The sequence below is a fragment of the Buttiauxella sp. JUb87 genome, assembly GCF_004361975.1.
In the GTDB taxonomy this organism is placed as follows: Bacteria; Pseudomonadota; Gammaproteobacteria; order Enterobacterales; family Enterobacteriaceae; genus Buttiauxella; species Buttiauxella ferragutiae.
Window position 1 is genome coordinate 292,200 of record NZ_SNVY01000003.1, and the last position, 16,680, is coordinate 308,879.

The following is a 16,680-nucleotide window of genomic DNA, read 5'->3' on the forward strand; positions in this document are numbered from 1 at the left end:
GCTACTGGTGGTAATTTTAATTACCCTGCTAATGGAATGAGGTAAGTAATTCTATTGTTTGAGTTTGCCTGCTCAATGCCACTTTTTATCTATCCTTAAGGCAAATTTATTAGCTATTACATGCCATATAACGCTTATGTATGTTGGGCGGTAAATGCTATTGGGCTAATTCTTTAGTAGTATTTTTATCGGATTTGAGAGTATTACAACTGCTTACATAACACATACCATTAAACAAGTGGTTACATACAGGATTTAACGCTGCATTATTGTTTTAAGTCTCGTTGTTAATGCTACTGGGAAATGCAAATACGATTATATTGAATGGTTTTTTATCTTTGTTATTAGATATTAAACTGTTCATTCATCCTTGCTGCTCCATTCTTTGCAAGAATGCCTGATTGTTCTATCATGGAAATAGTGGAATGAATTCAATCATTATTGAGTTGATTCTTATTACTGTAATAACACTCACCTATTTTATTGCAATACCAGTTGTCGGCTGGCCTGCCTTTATTGTGTCCGGCCAGGATAACTACGTGGTCACTATTAATTGGAATAACCTCATCATGGAAAATAACGAACTATCCACCGTCGTCGAGAAAAGACTGGTTGCCAGATTTCTGGATATGTTCATCAAGCTCGGTCTTATCCTGGCACTAGGTTCCTTCTGTTTTACTATCATTTCACCTTTCATGAATATGTTGCTGTGGGCGCTAATTTTGGCGGTCACGCTGTATCCGCTGCATCAGCGTTTTGCAGCTCGAATGGGGGAAAAACAAGGCAGGGCTGCAACGGTACTGGTATTACTGGGCGTGTTGTTGATCGTGGCACCAACCGTTGCCATGGTCAGCTCTTTGGGTGATAGCGTAAGTAGCGTTGTGGATAAAGCCACCAGCGATAGCCTGGTTATCCCGGCACCTTCCGCTGACGTCGCTTCTATTCCTGTGGTCGGTGGCAAAGTTCACGCATTGTGGAGCAAAGCCTCGACGGATTTACCTGGCCTTATCAACAACTATCGCCCGCAGTTAGGGGATATCACCAAGCAGGTTGTTGGTGTGCTGGCTAGTATGGGTGGTGGGTTAATCGGTTTTGTCTTCTCCTTCATCGTGGCCGGTATCATGATGGCCTGGGGTGCGCCGGGTGCAAGGAGTGCTGAACGCATTGCTATGCGTATCACCGATGAACGCCGCGGCATGGCATTGACCAAACTGTGTACCAGTACCATTCGTGCCGTTGCGATGGGGGTTATTGGTGTGGCCTTCATTCAGGCATTGCTGGCAGGTGTCGTGATGGCGATTGCCGGTATTCCTGCAGTGGGGATCTTCTTTGTCCTGGCGCTTATTCTGGGTATCGCACAGGTTCCTGTCATCCTGGTGACGGCTCCGGCTATCGCCATTATGTGGATGACCGGCGATAACGGTACGGTGATGAATATCATCTTCTCCGTGCTGCTGGTGATTGCGGGTATGGCAGATAACGTGCTCAAACCATTATTGCTGGGACGCGGTGTAGATGCGCCGATGCCAGTGGTGCTGTTGGGTGCGTTGGGAGGCATGGCAGCCAGTGGGATCCTCGGCATGTTCGTTGGTGCGACCTTGCTGTCCATTGGTTATCGTATCTTTATGGCCTGGGTCAACCAGGGTCCAGATGGCGCGGCGGTGAGCGGAACAGATGCTCGATGATTGTCGCTTTGGGCGCTCCCTGTTAGCAGGGGGCGCCTGCCTGGTCTTGTCCGCGTGTACTGTTTTGGGGCCTGATTATAAAACCCCACAGGTTCCGGAAATGAACCAATGGCAACCTACAACTAAAGGCATGTCTTCCAGGACATCCTCGCAGAACTACGACCAGTGGTGGATCCAACTCAACGATCCGACGCTGACGGCGCTGATTAACGAAGCTTTACGCAAGAACCCTGACGTGAAAATCGCCGGGCTGCGGCTGTTAGAATCCCGCGCCCAACTAGGGATTGCCGAGAGCTTACTTGGCCCGCAGGCGACCATTGGTACTGGCGAGGTGATTACTGGCGGCCAGCGTCGTGATAACCGCTACATTTCCAGCACCACCTATGGCGCAGGTTTCAACCTGGGCTGGGAAATTGATTTTTGGGGTAAGTTCCAGCGCGGCGTTGAATCTGCCGATGCGAGCTACTTCGCAACCCTTGCGCAGTACGATGACATTCAAGTGCTGATGGCCGCACAGGTGGCACAGATTTATGTGAACATCCGTACGCTTGAAGCGCGGTTAGATATCACGCAGAGCAACGCCAAAATTCAGCGGCGTAGCCTCGAGATTACCGAAAAGCTATTCCTCAGCGGTAACAGTGCCGAGCTGGATGTGCAACAAGCGAAAACTCAATACTTGTCGACTCTTTCCAGCATTCCGCAACTTGAAACTAGCCTGCGTCAAAGCCAGAACGCCTTGAGCGTATTGCTGGCGCGCAAACCAGGCCCGCTACCAGAAATGGCGACCAATACTGGCGAGCTGCCGCAAGGCAATCTGGCGCTGGTTTCCGAACTACCTGCCGACTTGTTACGCCGTCGTCCTGATGTGCGAGTTGCCGAAAATCAACTGGCTGCGCAGTCGGCGCTAATCGGTGTGGCAGAAAGCGAACTTTATCCTTCCATTTCGCTTATCGGTAGTGTCGGGATTAACGGGCGTAATGGCGACAGCAGCACGCTGTCCTGGGCTGCGGGGCCAACGTTCAGCTGGAACCTGCTGGACCAGGGGCGGCTGGGCAACCAGGTACTGGTGCAAGATGCCCGCTTCCTGCAACTGCACGAACGCTATCGCGATACCGTATTCCAGGCCGCGCGTGAAGTTGACGATGCCGCCGTCGCCTATGCCAATGACAAAGATGAAATCGAGTTGCTGACCCAAACGGGGGAGGCGGCGAACCGTTCTCTGGATATCGCCAATACGCAATATCGTGAGGGGATGGCCGACTTCCAGCGCGTGCTGGATTCGCAAAGAGCCTTGTTCAATCAACAGGAACGTCTGGTGAACAGCCGGGGTGCTCTGATGCGTGATCTGATCACCCTCTACAAAGCACTGGGTGGCGGTTGGGAAAAAGGGCGTCAGCGTCCATTGGTTGACTCAGCCACAGACGCCCACTTACGTGAGCGTGATGACTGGGTTCCTCTGCTTGATGCCCCTCTGCCTGCAGCAACTGATTCTAAAGAAGGTAAACAGCAATGACCGAACCCTCATCCCCGGCGGGAAAAGCCAGTCGTCGCGGAGTCTTCACTCTGCTCGGCGTGATCGTTTTACTGCTTTGCTGGTATTTAGCGGCGGACAGGCTCACGCCCTATACCTCGCAGGCCAGAATTCAGGCGTTTGTGATCCCAATCTCTGCCGAGGTTTCCGGCCAGATCCAGAAAGTGTATGTGAAGGACAACCAGCGGGTGGCACCAGGCGATCCGCTGTTTGAACTTGATCCTGAGCCTTACGACATCGCGCTGGCAAAAGCGCGCTCGGACTATGAAACCGTGCTCAGTTCGGTCAAGGCTAACAATGAAACGATTGCCGCCGCCAAAGCGGGTTTGCAAGCGGCGACAGCGGCTTATCAGAATGCTGCCAAAGATGCTGAGCGCCAGGAACGACTGTACCGCGAAGACCCCGGCACGATTTCAGTGCGCCGTCTTGAAGTCGCACAAGCCACTCGTGAAACCGCGCGTAGCCAGATGGCGGCTGCGGCTGCCGATTTACGCCGTGCCACTGAAGCCGCAGGTATTGCCGGTGAAAACAACTCACAACTTCTGAGTGCTCGCTCTGCGGTGCGCAAAGCCGAGTTGGATCGCAAAAATACCGTAGTCATTGCCACCAACCCAGGCCTGGTGACAGATCTGCGCACTGACATCGGCCAGTTCCTTGGTGCAGGTGCACCAGTGATGACGCTGGTGGCGATTAACGATGTCTGGATTAGCGCCGACATGACGGAGAACAACATTGGCAATGTGAAGCCGGGTGCTGAAGTGGCGATCCTGCTCGACAGTATGCCAGGGCATATCTTCAAAGGGCAGGTACGCAGTATCGGTTATGGCGTTAGTGCGGCGCAAAGCCAGCCTGCGGGCGTGCTGCCAACTGTCGACAATAACCGCGATTGGTTGCGTCAGGCGCAGCGTTTCCCGGTGAAGATTGCCTTCTCTAAAGATGACCTGCCACCGGTTGAAGGTTTGCGGGTGGGTGGGCAAGTCGATGTGCTGGTGTACGCCAATGGCAGTGGCCTGATGAGCTTCTTAGGTAGCATCTACATACGGTTTATGAGCCTCTTCTCGTATATCTACTAAGGTGCTGCACCATGCATAACGGAGATCGCGCGGTACTGAGAATTAGCAGCGGAACCGCCGTTGCGGCGCTGGTCTGTTATGGGCTGGCGCTACCGATGCCCCATCTTGGGGTCATCATGGCGTGGATTGTGCTGTGCCAGGGCAAACCGTTACCGATCAAAAAGGGGATTGTCGTTGGCGTGGTGCTAATGGCGACCATGATTGGTGGGGTATTGATGGTGCCTTTGCTGACGCACTATCCGATGCCTGCACTGCTGTTCACTGCCTTGCTGCTTTATCTGCTGATGCTGATGGGGCTGGCGGGAAAAGGCACCCAGGCAATGTTACTGACTACCGCACTTACCGTCATTCCGATCGCCGGTCTGATTGAACAGTCGCTAGCCATTGGCATAGCCCAGATGATGGGGCTGGGCATCATCATTGGCACCGTGGTAAACCGCTTTGCGCTGGCACTCTTTCCGCCGCATCCCACTCCGGCTGCGGCTGCGAAAGTGGTGCTGCCTCCTGAGTCGCCGCACCAGTTGGCCTTTCGCGCGGTGCTGATTGTCATGCCCGTCTGGCTTCTGGCCCTGAGCAATCCTGCTTTCTATATCCCGGCAGTCATGAAAACCGTGATGCTGGCACAGCAAACCAACACGCTGTCCGCCAAACAGGTGGGGAGAGAGTTGGTGTTTTCGACTCTGATGGGGGCGGTGTTGGCGGTGGTGTTGTGGTTCGGGCTGAGTATTTGGCCATCGCTGTTGATGTTGGTGCTTTGGCTGGCGCTGGTCAGCCTGTGGGTTGCACGCCGCATGGTGCGGCTGGTGGCTAACCGGTTCACGCCATCTTTCTGGAGTAACGCCTGGATAACCTGTCTCATCCTGTTTGGCCCGGCCATTCAGGATAGCGCTTCCGGCAAAGATGTCTGGCTGGCATCGGCCATGCGTTGTTCTTTGTATGTTGCGGTTGCCCTCTACGGTTGGGCATGTGTTGTGATTCTTGAGCGCTGGCACCCGAGTGGCCGGCCTGCGGTGGAAGCCACCCCTGGAGATTAATATGTTACTGGTTTTACTGACCGGGATGCCTGTCATCCTGCTGAATATGTTGTTGCAGTCGTGGGTGTCTATCGGTTGTATTCGCTTTTATATCAAACATTTTCACCAGCGCGAGGGGATGGTGGCTGGAGTGCTGGCGCTGTTCGGCATCATTATGATTGTCCTGATCGGCAACCTGCTGCAAATCATGCTCTGGGGAATGTTGTTCCTGTGGCTGGGGGAGTTTTCCACCCTGCAAGAAGCCGTTTACCATTCGGGCGTTAACTTCGCCACGCTGGGATATGGTGACATCGTGATGAGCGCGGAATGGAAGTTGTTAGGCCCACTGGAAGCGGTAAATGGTGCGCTGATGATTGGTTTGTCTGGTGCCAGTATGTTGGCGGTTTTACAGCATCATATTCGCAAGCAATTTGGGCACTCTGCATAATTTAATTATCGACGTTTCGCTTTGAAAAACAATATCGATGAAGAGAACATCTTCATCGATATCTGCAATAAAACCCCCGCTTCCTCACCCCTTATTTATTGAAATTATAACGATTAATTGAATGTCGAGTTTCATACCTTTTTTGTTGTGTAACTCATTGATATTAATTGTTTATTTTTCTGTGTTTGATTTTTGATATTTTAAAACAGATATTGAATTTTCTTTAAATAACCACACTAGCCCTGTGGCCAGAATGTAAATTAATTCACTTTTCAGGTATACTGCGCTCGCTAAATTCATCTGGCGACTGATTGTCCATATTGTTGTTTAATTTTTTACCAGTTATCGAATGCTCTAAACGAAATAATCAAAAGGTATTTTATGAGTCAAAACGACACGGAAAACGTGGCCCGTCGTAGTCATATCAATCCCCCGGTATTTTTTATCTCTTCTGCTCTTATCGTCGCCCTTGTGGCATTTTCTTCACTGTATCCGGAACTTGCCGATCGCAAATTCAAAGCGCTGCAACAGGGCATTTTCGCAAACGCCAGTTGGTTCTACATTCTGGCGGTGGCGCTGATCCTGATGGCTGTGACGTTTTTGGGACTATCGCGTTACGGCAATATCAAACTGGGGCTGGATCACTCGCAACCTGATTTCAGCTACGTTTCGTGGTTTGCGATGTTGTTCTCTGCGGGAATGGGCATCGGCCTGATGTTCTTTGGCGTCGCGGAACCTGTGATGCACTACCTTTCTCCGCCGGTCGGTACGCCGGAAACAGTGGAAGCGGCCAAACAAGCTATGCGCTTGACCTTCTTCCACTGGGGCCTGCACGCCTGGGCGATTTACGCCATCGTGGCATTGATTCTGGCGTTCTTTAGCTATCGCCACAATTTGCCGCTGACGTTACGCTCAGCACTGTATCCGCTTATCGGCAATCGTATTTATGGGCCGATTGGCCATGCGGTCGATATTTTTGCCGTGATTGGCACCGTGTTCGGTGTGGCAACCTCGTTGGGTTATGGCGTGTTGCAGGTTAACGCGGGTCTGAATCATCTGTTCGGTCTGCCAATTAACGAAACCGTGCAGGTGGTGTTGATTGTGACGATAACCGGGCTGGCTACGCTGTCGGTGGTTTCGGGACTGGATAAAGGCATCCGTATTTTGTCCGAATTAAACCTTGGCCTGGCGGTGCTGTTGCTGGCGCTGGTGATGATTCTTGGCCCGACAGTGTTGCTGCTGAAATCGTTTGTCGAAAACACCGGCGGCTATCTTTCTGAGATAGTCAGCAAAACCTTTAATTTATATGCCTACGAGCCGAAATCCAGCAACTGGCTGGGTGGCTGGACGCTGCTGTATTGGGGCTGGTGGCTGTCCTGGTCACCGTTTGTGGGGATGTTTATCGCCCGTGTTTCGCGCGGGCGGACCATCCGTGAATTCGTGACTGGCGTGCTGTTCGTCCCGGCGGGCTTCACTCTGCTGTGGATGACCGTGTTCGGCAATAGCGCCATTCACCTGATCATGAATGAGGGCGCAACGGATCTGGCAACCACGGTGCAAAGCGACGTTTCGCTGGCGTTGTTTAACTTCCTCGAACACTTCCCGTTCTCGAATATTTTGTCGTGCATTGCGATGGCTATGGTGGTGGTGTTCTTTGTCACCTCTGCGGATTCTGGCGCGTTGGTTGTCGATTCTCTGGCTTCCGGCGGTTCGGACCAAACCCCTATCTGGCAGCGGATTTTCTGGGCGGCCATGATGGGCGCGGTGGCTATTGCTTTGTTGATTGCCGGTGGCCTGGGTGCATTGCAAACCGTGACCATCGCCAGTGCGTTGCCGTTCTCGGTCATCCTGCTGGTGTCGATTTACGGTTTATTGAAAGCGTTGCGCATCGACGCTTATAAACAAGACAGCCAGATGATGACCACCATTGCGCCAACGGCGGCACGCAACCCTATCTCGTGGCAGCGCCGTTTGCGTAATATCGCCTACTTCCCGAAACGTTCTCAGGTAAAGCGCTTCGTCGGTGAAGTCGTGCAACCGGCTATGTCGCTGGTAGAAGCTGAGCTGGCAAAACAAGGCTCGGTTGCCACCATCGATGAGTCAGACGATGACCGTATTCGTTTCGAAGTCGACTTTGGTGAGGATTTGAATTTTGTTTATGAAGTGCGCCTGCGAGCTTATATCCAGCCCGCTTTTGCGATGTCCGGATTAAGCGATGATGAGCGCGTGGAAGAGCTGAAATATTATCGCGGCGAAGTGCATTTGAAAGAGGGTGGGCAGGATTACGACGTGATGGGCTGGACGCAAGAACAGATCATTCACGATATTCTCGACCAGTACGAGAAACACCTGCATTTCCTGCATTTGGTTCGATAATTTGTACCGCCCCTCTTGTGGGGCGGCTATTTCAACAAAACTTCATACTGCGGGTTAAATTCATCGAAGATCGGTAATGCGGCGGCACCTAAAGCAGGCGTGTCGCTGCCGGACATTCCAATACGAATTCTGGCACTTTTCGGATAACGGCTACGCACGGAATTGTACAGCGGTGTCAGGCGGTTAATCAGTTTTTCAACCAGCGGTTGCGGCATCATCCCACCAATAATCACGCACTGCGCGTCGAACACACATTCCATAATATTGATGGCCTGGCAGGCAGGCTCTACGGCAGTATCCAGCCAGCTATCGAACAACGCTTCATCGACGCCTAATAGGTCTTCAGGCATCGCCGACATGGGGTCCAGCCCGCAGGCTTCGTATGCCGACTGTAACGACACATAGCGTTCGAGGCAGCCCTTGTTTCCGCAATAACAGTCGCGGCCGCCCGGTTGCACCACCATGTGGCCGATTTCGCCCGCATTGTGTGCATGCCCGGTGTAAATTCGCCCATCGGTAAAGATCCCCGCCCCCAGTCCCGTGCCAATATACAGGTACACGAATGAGGATAATTGCCTGGCGACCCCGTGAAAACGCTCACCAATAGCGGCGACCGTGGCGTCATTTTCGAGGGTGACAGGCCAGCCGGTTAGCGCACTCAAACGCGCCTCAATATCCACATTATCCCAACCGTGCAGGGTGGTTGGCCCCTGTGAGGAAATACCTTCAACACCAAAAGGGCCTGGCATCACCACGCCGATGCCTAACATTTTTCGCCAGTCGATTTTCACTTGTTGGCGCATTTCTTGCTGTATTTGATCAATCAGGGCCAGAGTGGGTTCCGGCTGGGGTTTTTGCACATGGACCAGTTTGCGAAAGCGAACCTGGCCTGCAAGATCCACCAGTACAACCAGCAGCGATTGATGATCAAGATGGATGCCGATGGAATAGGCGCTATCGGGATTGAGTGTCAGTGGCGTTGCTGGTTGACCCCGCCCGCCGGCACGACGCGGCAGATGAGCGGAGATAATCCCCACCTGTTCAAGTTCCGTGGCGATGTTAGAAACGGTTTGCGGTGTTAACGAGGTCAGACGGGCAATTTCAGCGCGGGTAAGTTCGCCATTAAGGCGAATCACTTCAATAACCACCCGCCGATTGTGGGCGCGAGCGTGTTCGAGATTGGTGCCAGAAGTTGTTATCACATCATTCTCCCCACGGAAAACCTTACCGGCAGTATGCGGAGTGTGAATACAGCAATCAATTTGATTTTATTAATACGGCGATATGAATTTGACGGTCGCATCACAGCTTTGAATGTTATTGACGTGTTAATGATATTCGTCAGTAATTATTTGTTTTTAACATGCTTCGATTTTTAATGCCCAGTAGCAAAGCATCATCCGGCAGGGACGCAGGGCTGGCTAACGCCATGCCATTTTTTTTAGTCAATTAAAGCAATCAAATTGATTTAATCAACTTAACCCTGTTTCGGAGAATGACGATGAGCCTACGATTTACCCCTGCGGCCACCCTGTGCGCCCTCTCTTTATTCACTCTGGGATACAGTGCCAGTGCGCTGGCTGAAACCACGCTCAGTGCGCTGTTTATGACCCAGGCGGCGTACAGTGAAGCCGATATCCGCGCGATGACCGCAGATTTCACTAAGCAGCATCCTGACATCAAAGTGAACCTCGAATTTGTCCCTTACGAAGCGCTACACGACAAGATTGTTGCCGCTCGCGGTGCCGGTGATAAAGGTTATGACGTGGTGCTTTTCGATGCCATCTGGCCTGCTGAATTCAACAAATTTGGGCTATTGCAGGACGTAACCACCCGTATTCCGGCAGACGTCAGCAGCAAAATATTTGATGGCGCGATTTCCACCGTGACCTACAAAGACAAACGCTGGGGCATGCCGTGGATCCTCGATACCAAATATCTGTATTACAACAAAGCGATGCTGGCAAAAGCGGGGATCACCACGCCGCCTGCCACCTGGGCTGATGTTGAGAAGCAGTCGGCGATCCTGAAAGAAAAAGGCATTGTGAAATACCCGCTGGTCTGGAGCTGGTCGCAGTCCGAAGCGCTGCTGTGCGACTACACCACGCTGGTGTCGGCGTTTAAAGGTGAGTTTTATAAAGACGGCAAGCTGAACTTCACCAATGCCGGAGCCATGAAAGCTATCGATTACATGAAACAAACGCTGGATAAAGGGCTGACCAACCCGAATTCCCGTGAATATCTGGAAGAAGATGTGCGTAAGTCCTTCTCCAACGGTGATGCCGCTTTCGCCCTGAACTGGACGTATATGTACAACATGGCGAACGACCCGAAACAGAGCAAAGTCGCGGGTGATGTTGGCGTGGTTCCGGCACCGGGTGAAACCGCAGGCGGTGCGGCTGGTGTGAATGGTTCGATGGGGCTGGGTATCGCCAAAGCCAGTGCGCATCCGGATCAGGCGTGGGAATACATCAGTTACATGACTTCGCAGCCGGTACAGGACAAATACGCCAAATTGAGCCTGCCTATCTGGAAATCGTCTTACGATGATCCGGCGGTACAGAAAGGCCAGGAGACACTGATTGCTGCCGCGAAAACCTCGCTCAACGTGATGTTGTCTCGTCCGGTCACCGCGGATTACTCGCGTTTGTCGAACATTTTGCAGCAAAACATCCAGGCAGTATTGCAGGGTAAAACCCCGGCGAAAGAGGGGATGGAAGCGGCAACCGCCGCCGCCGATCGTTTGCGTTAATTATTCACCAACACGCCCGCCATAGTCTGGCTATGGCGGGCCGGGAACACTGAATGCTCACATTACCGCAACGCGAGAAACGCCAGGCCTGGCTACTTCTGGCCCCTATGCTTCTGATGATGTTCTTGCTCACCGCCTGGCCACTGGCTCGCACGTTGTGGCTCAGCTTTACCGATGCCGGATTAATTGGCGATGGCAGCGCACCGGGCTGGGTAGGCAGTGATAACTTTCTCTATGCGCTGACTGACCCCGACTTTCGCGAAGCACTGTGGCGAACGCTCTATTTCACCGCTGTCTCCGTGATTTTCGAAGGCATTCTTGGCGTGCTGACGGCGCTGTTGCTCAACCAGCAGTTTTGGGGGCGTAGCATTCTGCGCGTGCTGGTTATTTTACCGTGGGCGCTGCCGACTATCGTCAATGCCACGATGTGGCGGCTGAACTTCAATCCGGATTACGGCAGCATCAACGCCTTGCTAACCCAGCTCGGGCTGATTGATAACTACCGTAGCTGGCTTGGCGACCCGTCATCCGCCATTAACGCGGTGATGTTTGCCGACATCTGGAAGAACTATCCGCTGGTCACGTTACTGGTACTGGCAGCATTGCAGACTATCCCGGACGACCTCTTTGAAGCAGCACGACTGGACGGCGCATCGGCCTTCCGGCGTTTTCGCAAAATTACCTTGCCGGCGATTGCCGCACCGTTGGCAGTGGCGCTGATTTTACGCACCATCGACGCCTTTAAAGTGTTCGACATTATCTACGTGATGACCCGTGGCGGGCCGCTCGACAGCACCAAAACCGTCAGCTTCTTTGTCTACCAGGAATCGTTCAGCTATTTGCGTGCCGGTAGCGGCGCGGCTTACGCGATTCTGATGACGCTGATTTGTGCGGTGCTGATTCTGATTTATATGCTGATGTTATTGCGCCAGCGCCGTTCAGGGAGCGTCGAATGAAACAGAAAATCCGCCTTATTCTGCGTTATCTGGCCGCGCTGGTGTTAGCTGTGTCGATTCTTGCGCCGTTGTTATGGATGTTCCTGATGAGCGTCAGTTCGGCTGCCGACTTGACCCGAGTTCCGCTGGAATGGCTGCCACGCCAGTGGGATTTCAGCCGCTATGCCAGCCTGCTGACGTTAGAGGAGGGCAAACCTGGCGCGCTGTTCCTGCATGCGCTGGGCAACAGTTTGCTGGTGGCTTGCGGTTCGACAGTGATTTCGCTGCTGTTGGCAATCCCGGCGGCGTACAGCTTTTCACGCTATCCGGGGCGCGACATCTGGCTGTTTGGCGGGCTGGCGATTTACATGGTGCCACCCGTGGCGTTCGTGCTGCCGCTCTATTTCATCCTCGAAAAGCTGACGCTGCTTAATACACACCTTGGGCTGATTCTGGTGTATTGCTCGATGATTATTCCGTTCCTCACCTGGATGCTGAAAAACCAGTTTGATGCGCTGCCGATTGATATTGAGCAAGCCGCGCGTCTGGACGGTTTGCGTTACTGGCAAGTGTTGCTGCAGATTACGTTACCGCTGGCAAAACCGGCACTCGGCGCCTCGGCAATGTTTGGCTGGCTGCTGGCGTGGGATGAATTCTTTTACGCGCTGCTGTTTACCAACAATATCAACGCCCAGACGCTGCCGGTCACCATTGCCGGTTTCACCGCCGGGCGTGCTACCGACGACGGGTTAATTGCCGCCGTTGGTATTCTTGCGGCTATACCGCCGCTCTTTATTGCGCTTTGGCTGCAAAAAACGCTGGTCAGCGGATTAACTGCCGGTGGCAGCAAAGGCTGATGATGGACACGGAGAATCCTCACCCATGAAAGCAAAACCTGACACCCGCGCCACGCTGTATGTGGTGGGCAATATCAATGTGGATTTGATCATGAGCACGCTGCACGAGTGGCCGAAAAAGGGCACCGAAGCGATGCTCGAAAGCAGCTCGCTGCGCCCCGGTGGTTCTGCCGGAAACTGTGCGCTGGCGTTGGCGGCACTGGAATCGCCCTATCGTTTAGTCGCCAATCAGGGCAACGATCAGTTCACCGGTTGGCTGGCGAGCCTGTTTCCGGAGAGTGCACCGCACTGGCCAACCTGTGAGTGCGAAACGTCATTGACCTTTGGCGTCACTCATCCCGACCACGAACGTACCTTTTTCAGTAACCAGGGGCATATTGTCCGTCTTTCGTTGCAGGATGTTCTGGCGCAAATCCCGGAAGCCGCCCAGCCTGGCGATTGGGTTTTGCTGTGCGGCACCTGGCTTTGTACCGCGCTGTATGCCGAGTATCCGCAACTGCTGGCCACGCTCAAACAGCGTGGTTATCAGGTCGCCGTCGATAGCGGTTGGCCGCCGCAGGGCTGGAATAATACGTTGCGTGAGCAGACCGCCACATGGCTGCCGTTCTGCGATGCGTTGCTGCTTAATGAAGTTGAAACGTTAGGGCTGGCGGATAAGCCAACGCTTGATGAAGCCGCGCGTAGCCTGTTGGCTAACATGTCAGAAAATGCCTTTTGCATTGCAAAATGTGGCCCTGATGGCGCGCGTTTATGGGCGGCGAACCTGGCGCTGACTCAGTCAGCCGAGCCGGTTGCGGTGGTGGACACCATCGGTGCCGGAGACAGTTTTAATGCTGGCTTTTTATCCGCGCTGATTTATGGCCTGCCGCCTGCCACGGCGCTGCACTGGGGTGTTCGCGTCGCGGGTTGTGCGATTAGCAGTTCCCCGCGCCGTTATCCCGACTGGCAATCGCTTTTTGGCCTTGTGGAGAAAAACTGAATGGCTCAGGTTGAACTGGTAAAAGTCGCGAAGAATTACGGCAAAGTGCAGGTGCTAAAACCGCTGAATCTGACTATTCCGGATGGCAGTTTCACCGTGCTGGTCGGCCCGTCGGGGTGTGGGAAATCCACTTTACTGCGCCTGCTGGCAGGGCTGGAGTCGTTATCTGACGGTGACATTCTGCTCGATAAGCAGCAAATCAATAATTTTGACCCGGCCGACCGCGATATTGCGATGGTGTTCCAAAGTTATGCGCTCTATCCACACCTGACCGTGGCTGAAAATATGGCCTTCCATATGCAGGTGAAGAAAGTGCCAAAGGCCGAGCAACAGGCGAAGGTGCAGCAGGCAGCGAAAGTGCTGGGCATTGATCATCTGCTCAAACGGTTGCCGAAAGATTTGTCCGGCGGCCAACGCCAGCGTGTGGCGATGGGCAGGGCGCTGGTGCGTAACCCGAAAGTGTTTCTGTTCGACGAGCCGCTGTCCAACCTTGATGCGCAGTTGCGCATGGAATTGCGTGCTGAAATTAAATCGCTGCATCAGCAGTTTCGTACCACCACGGTGTATGTGACACACGATCAGATTGAGGCAATGACGCTGGCGGATAACATCGTGGTGATGAAAGACGGTTTGATCGTTCAGCAGGGCGACCCGTTGTCGATTTACGACAAGCCGGTGAACACCTTTGTGGCGCGGTTTATTGGCTCGCCACCGATGAACCTGTTGAGCGGCGTGTTCCAGAATATCGGCGGTAAAGCGGGCGTGAGCTGCAATCAGCTGTGGTTTGGGCTGCCGGAAAAATGGGCGCGCCAGGCTATGGATTGTGCGGGCAAACCGGTGACGCTTGGCTTGCGCCCGCATGATCTGAAACCCGTCGCGCACAGTGAGCAACCCGCTGCCACGCTGCGCTTGCTGGAAGTGACCGGAGAGAGCAGTTTGCTGCACATTGACTGGAGTGGTTTCCCGCTACATGTGCAGTTCGCCGGACGCGCGCGCGCCAGTACCGAACAACCTTTGTATCTGGAAGCCAACAGCGAAGCGATTCATTTGTTCGATGCCCAGACCGGTGAGCGGCTCGCGGAAGAAACTGATTTTGTCGGATGACGCTGGCGCTTATCCGACCTACGGGCTTGGTGATGTTGTGTCGGATGACGCTGGCGCTTATTCGACCTACGGGCTTGGTGATGTTGTGTCGGATGACGCTGGCGCTTATTCGACCTACGGGCCTGGTGATGTTGTGTCGGATGACGCTGGCGCTTATTCGACCTACGGGGCTGGTGATGTTGTGTCATCCACCAAATTGTCATAGTTGTTAATATTGTGTTTCAGTTTGTTTTAAGGATCAAAAACTGCCTTATTGAAATAAATCCAGAAGGACATAACGTGTAAAGGGTGATGACCCCTATCAAAGTTAGGGGGTGGAATTGTGCTATCATCGCGCCTTTTCCTTTTGGGCTCTTTTTTATGCAGCAACCTGTTGTTCGCGTGGGGCAGTGGCTGGTTACACCTTCTGATAACCAAATCAGCCGGAAGGGACGCCAGCTTACGCTAGAACCGCGTCTTATTGATCTCCTGGTTTTCTTTGCCCGCCACCCTGATGAAGTGCTCAGCAGGGACGAGCTTATCGATAACGTCTGGACGCGTAACGTGGTCACCAGCCACGTCGTCACGCAGAGTATTTCTGAGCTTCGTAAATCGCTGAAAGATGGCGAGGACGGCAGCCTGGAATACATTGCGACGGTGCCAAAACGCGGCTATAAGCTAACGGTACCGGTAGTCTGGTGTACCGAAGAGGGTGAAGCGCCAGCGCCTGTGATTACACCCGCGGCGTCTGCGTCAGCAGTGGATCTTCCTGCCCCAAAGTCCGCAGCAGCAATAACGCAAGATCAACCGCCTCGCGTGAAACCGGTGAAGCCGAAACGTATCGCCACCATCTGGGTCTGGCTGCTGTTTTTACTGGCGTTAGGCACTTGTGTGGCGCTGGTTGCACTATCGACGATGGACTCGCAACCGCCGCGTACCAAAGCGCGTTTGCTTTTGAATCCGCGCGATATTGATATCCATCTGCTCAAAGGTAATTCATGTGTTAACCGGGCCTCACAAGATGCCTATGCGGTAGGACTGGGCAGCCTGATGACCACTTCGCTGAACACCTTCTCCACTTTTATGGTGCATGATAAAACCAACTACAACGCCAATGAGCCAAGTAGTTCAGGTAAAACGCTGACCATTGAGTTCGTTAATCAGCGGCACTATCGTGCGCAGCAGTGCTTTATGTCTGTGCAATTGGTGGATAATGCTGACGGTTCAACGATGATGGATAAGCGTTATTTCATCACCAGCGACAATCAGTTATCGATTCAGAGCGACTTGTTGAGCAGCTTATCGGAAGCATTGAAGCAGCCGTGGCCGGACCGCATGTTGACGATGCTCAAACTTTACCAACCGTCGCATGGCTCGGCGTTAATACACTTCTACCAGGCGCATCAGTTATTAATGAATGGCGATGTCGATTCATTAGATAAAGCCAGTGCGCTACTGGACGATGTGCTGGCAGATTCTCCTGACTTTTCTTACGCCTTTGCAGAAAAAATGCTGGTGGATGTATTACGTCATTCGCAACAAACGCTGGATAAAGAACAACTCAAAACGCTTTATACAGAGGTTGCCAAATTAGGCGAGATGCCCGGCGCTAAAGACCTGGCGGTTTACTATCAAATCAAAACCGTCTATCTGCTAGGTCAGGGAAAAATAGATGAAGCCTATGCGGCTATTAATAGCGGTATCGACTTGGAAATGTCGTGGATGAATTATGTGCTGCTTGGCAAAGTCTACGAAATGAAAGGAAAGAACCGTGAAGCTGCGGATGCTTATCTGACCGCTTTCAATTTACGCCCAGGTGATAATACATTTTACTGGATTCAAAATGCGGTATTCCAGACCTCAGTGACCAGTGTTGTTCCTTATTTAGATAACTTCCTCGCTTCAGAATAAGTAAACCCTCATCATGCTCATGGTTTTGAGTATGATG

Annotated in this window: 13 protein-coding genes; 12 read left to right on the top strand and 1 reads right to left on the bottom strand. The window is 52.8% G+C overall.

The features are described 5' to 3' along the window. Window positions 1-569 precede the first annotated feature (569 nt). The 6 genes from EC843_RS13430 to betT all read left to right on the top strand — a co-directional run bounded on the left by EC843_RS13430 (window position 570) and on the right by betT (window position 8,126). Window positions 570-1,685 (top strand): AI-2E family transporter, encoded by a 1,116-nt coding sequence (locus EC843_RS13430; protein WP_064549019.1) that lies wholly within the window; start codon window positions 570-572, stop codon window positions 1,683-1,685. Further along, window positions 1,675-3,198, top strand: a complete 1,524-nt coding sequence (locus tag EC843_RS13435; RefSeq protein ID WP_064548849.1) for a TolC family protein — start codon at window positions 1,675-1,677, stop codon at window positions 3,196-3,198. The genes EC843_RS13430 and EC843_RS13435 overlap by 11 nt, the downstream gene beginning before the upstream one ends. Then, the gene (locus EC843_RS13440) at window positions 3,195-4,289 is read left to right on the top strand and encodes an HlyD family secretion protein (RefSeq protein WP_064548847.1); all 1,095 of its coding nucleotides are present in this window, start codon (window positions 3,195-3,197) and stop codon (window positions 4,287-4,289) included. The genes EC843_RS13435 and EC843_RS13440 overlap by 4 nt, the downstream gene beginning before the upstream one ends. 11 nt (window positions 4,290-4,300) lie before the next feature. Beyond that, window positions 4,301-5,323 carry a DUF2955 domain-containing protein gene (locus EC843_RS13445; RefSeq protein ID WP_133522388.1) on the top strand — a complete coding sequence of 341 codons (1,023 nt, stop codon included), beginning with the start codon at window positions 4,301-4,303 and terminating at the stop codon, window positions 5,321-5,323. A 1-nt stretch (window position 5,324) separates the two neighbouring features. Further along, the gene (locus tag EC843_RS13450; RefSeq protein ID WP_064548843.1) at window positions 5,325-5,750 is read left to right on the top strand and encodes an ion channel; all 426 of its coding nucleotides are present in this window, start codon (window positions 5,325-5,327) and stop codon (window positions 5,748-5,750) included. A 381-nt stretch (window positions 5,751-6,131) separates the two neighbouring features. After that, window positions 6,132-8,126 (top strand): choline BCCT transporter BetT, encoded by a 1,995-nt coding sequence (gene betT, locus EC843_RS13455; RefSeq protein WP_064548841.1) that lies wholly within the window; start codon window positions 6,132-6,134, stop codon window positions 8,124-8,126. Between the two features lie 26 nt (window positions 8,127-8,152). Here betT and EC843_RS13460 read toward each other — a convergent pair whose 3' ends face one another. Continuing rightward, the gene (locus EC843_RS13460) at window positions 8,153-9,325 is read right to left on the bottom strand and encodes an ROK family transcriptional regulator (RefSeq protein WP_202914398.1); all 1,173 of its coding nucleotides are present in this window, start codon (window positions 9,323-9,325) and stop codon (window positions 8,153-8,155) included. Window positions 9,326-9,627: 302 nt separating this feature from the next. On the opposite strand from EC843_RS13460, the gene EC843_RS13465 reads away from it, so the two are divergent. From EC843_RS13465 to cadC, 6 genes are all read left to right on the top strand, one after another. Next, complete coding sequence (locus EC843_RS13465; protein WP_064548838.1) at window positions 9,628-10,878, top strand: extracellular solute-binding protein; 1,251 nt, start codon at window positions 9,628-9,630, stop codon at window positions 10,876-10,878. Window positions 10,879-10,931: 53 nt separating this feature from the next. Continuing rightward, window positions 10,932-11,834 (top strand): sugar ABC transporter permease, encoded by a 903-nt coding sequence (locus EC843_RS13470; protein WP_064548836.1) that lies wholly within the window; start codon window positions 10,932-10,934, stop codon window positions 11,832-11,834. After that, window positions 11,831-12,670 carry a carbohydrate ABC transporter permease gene (locus EC843_RS13475; protein WP_133522389.1) on the top strand — a complete coding sequence of 280 codons (840 nt, stop codon included), beginning with the start codon at window positions 11,831-11,833 and terminating at the stop codon, window positions 12,668-12,670. The genes EC843_RS13470 and EC843_RS13475 overlap by 4 nt, the downstream gene beginning before the upstream one ends. A gap of 25 nt (window positions 12,671-12,695) precedes the next feature. Next, window positions 12,696-13,649 carry a carbohydrate kinase family protein gene (locus EC843_RS13480; RefSeq protein WP_133522390.1) on the top strand — a complete coding sequence of 318 codons (954 nt, stop codon included), beginning with the start codon at window positions 12,696-12,698 and terminating at the stop codon, window positions 13,647-13,649. Then, window positions 13,650-14,753 (top strand): sn-glycerol-3-phosphate ABC transporter ATP-binding protein UgpC, encoded by a 1,104-nt coding sequence (ugpC, locus tag EC843_RS13485; protein WP_064548830.1) that lies wholly within the window; start codon window positions 13,650-13,652, stop codon window positions 14,751-14,753. A 360-nt stretch (window positions 14,754-15,113) separates the two neighbouring features. After that, window positions 15,114-16,643, top strand: coding sequence for a lysine decarboxylation/transport transcriptional activator CadC (cadC, locus tag EC843_RS13490; RefSeq protein WP_133522391.1), 1,530 nt, complete (start codon window positions 15,114-15,116; stop codon window positions 16,641-16,643). The last annotated feature ends 37 nt before the right edge of the window (window positions 16,644-16,680 follow it).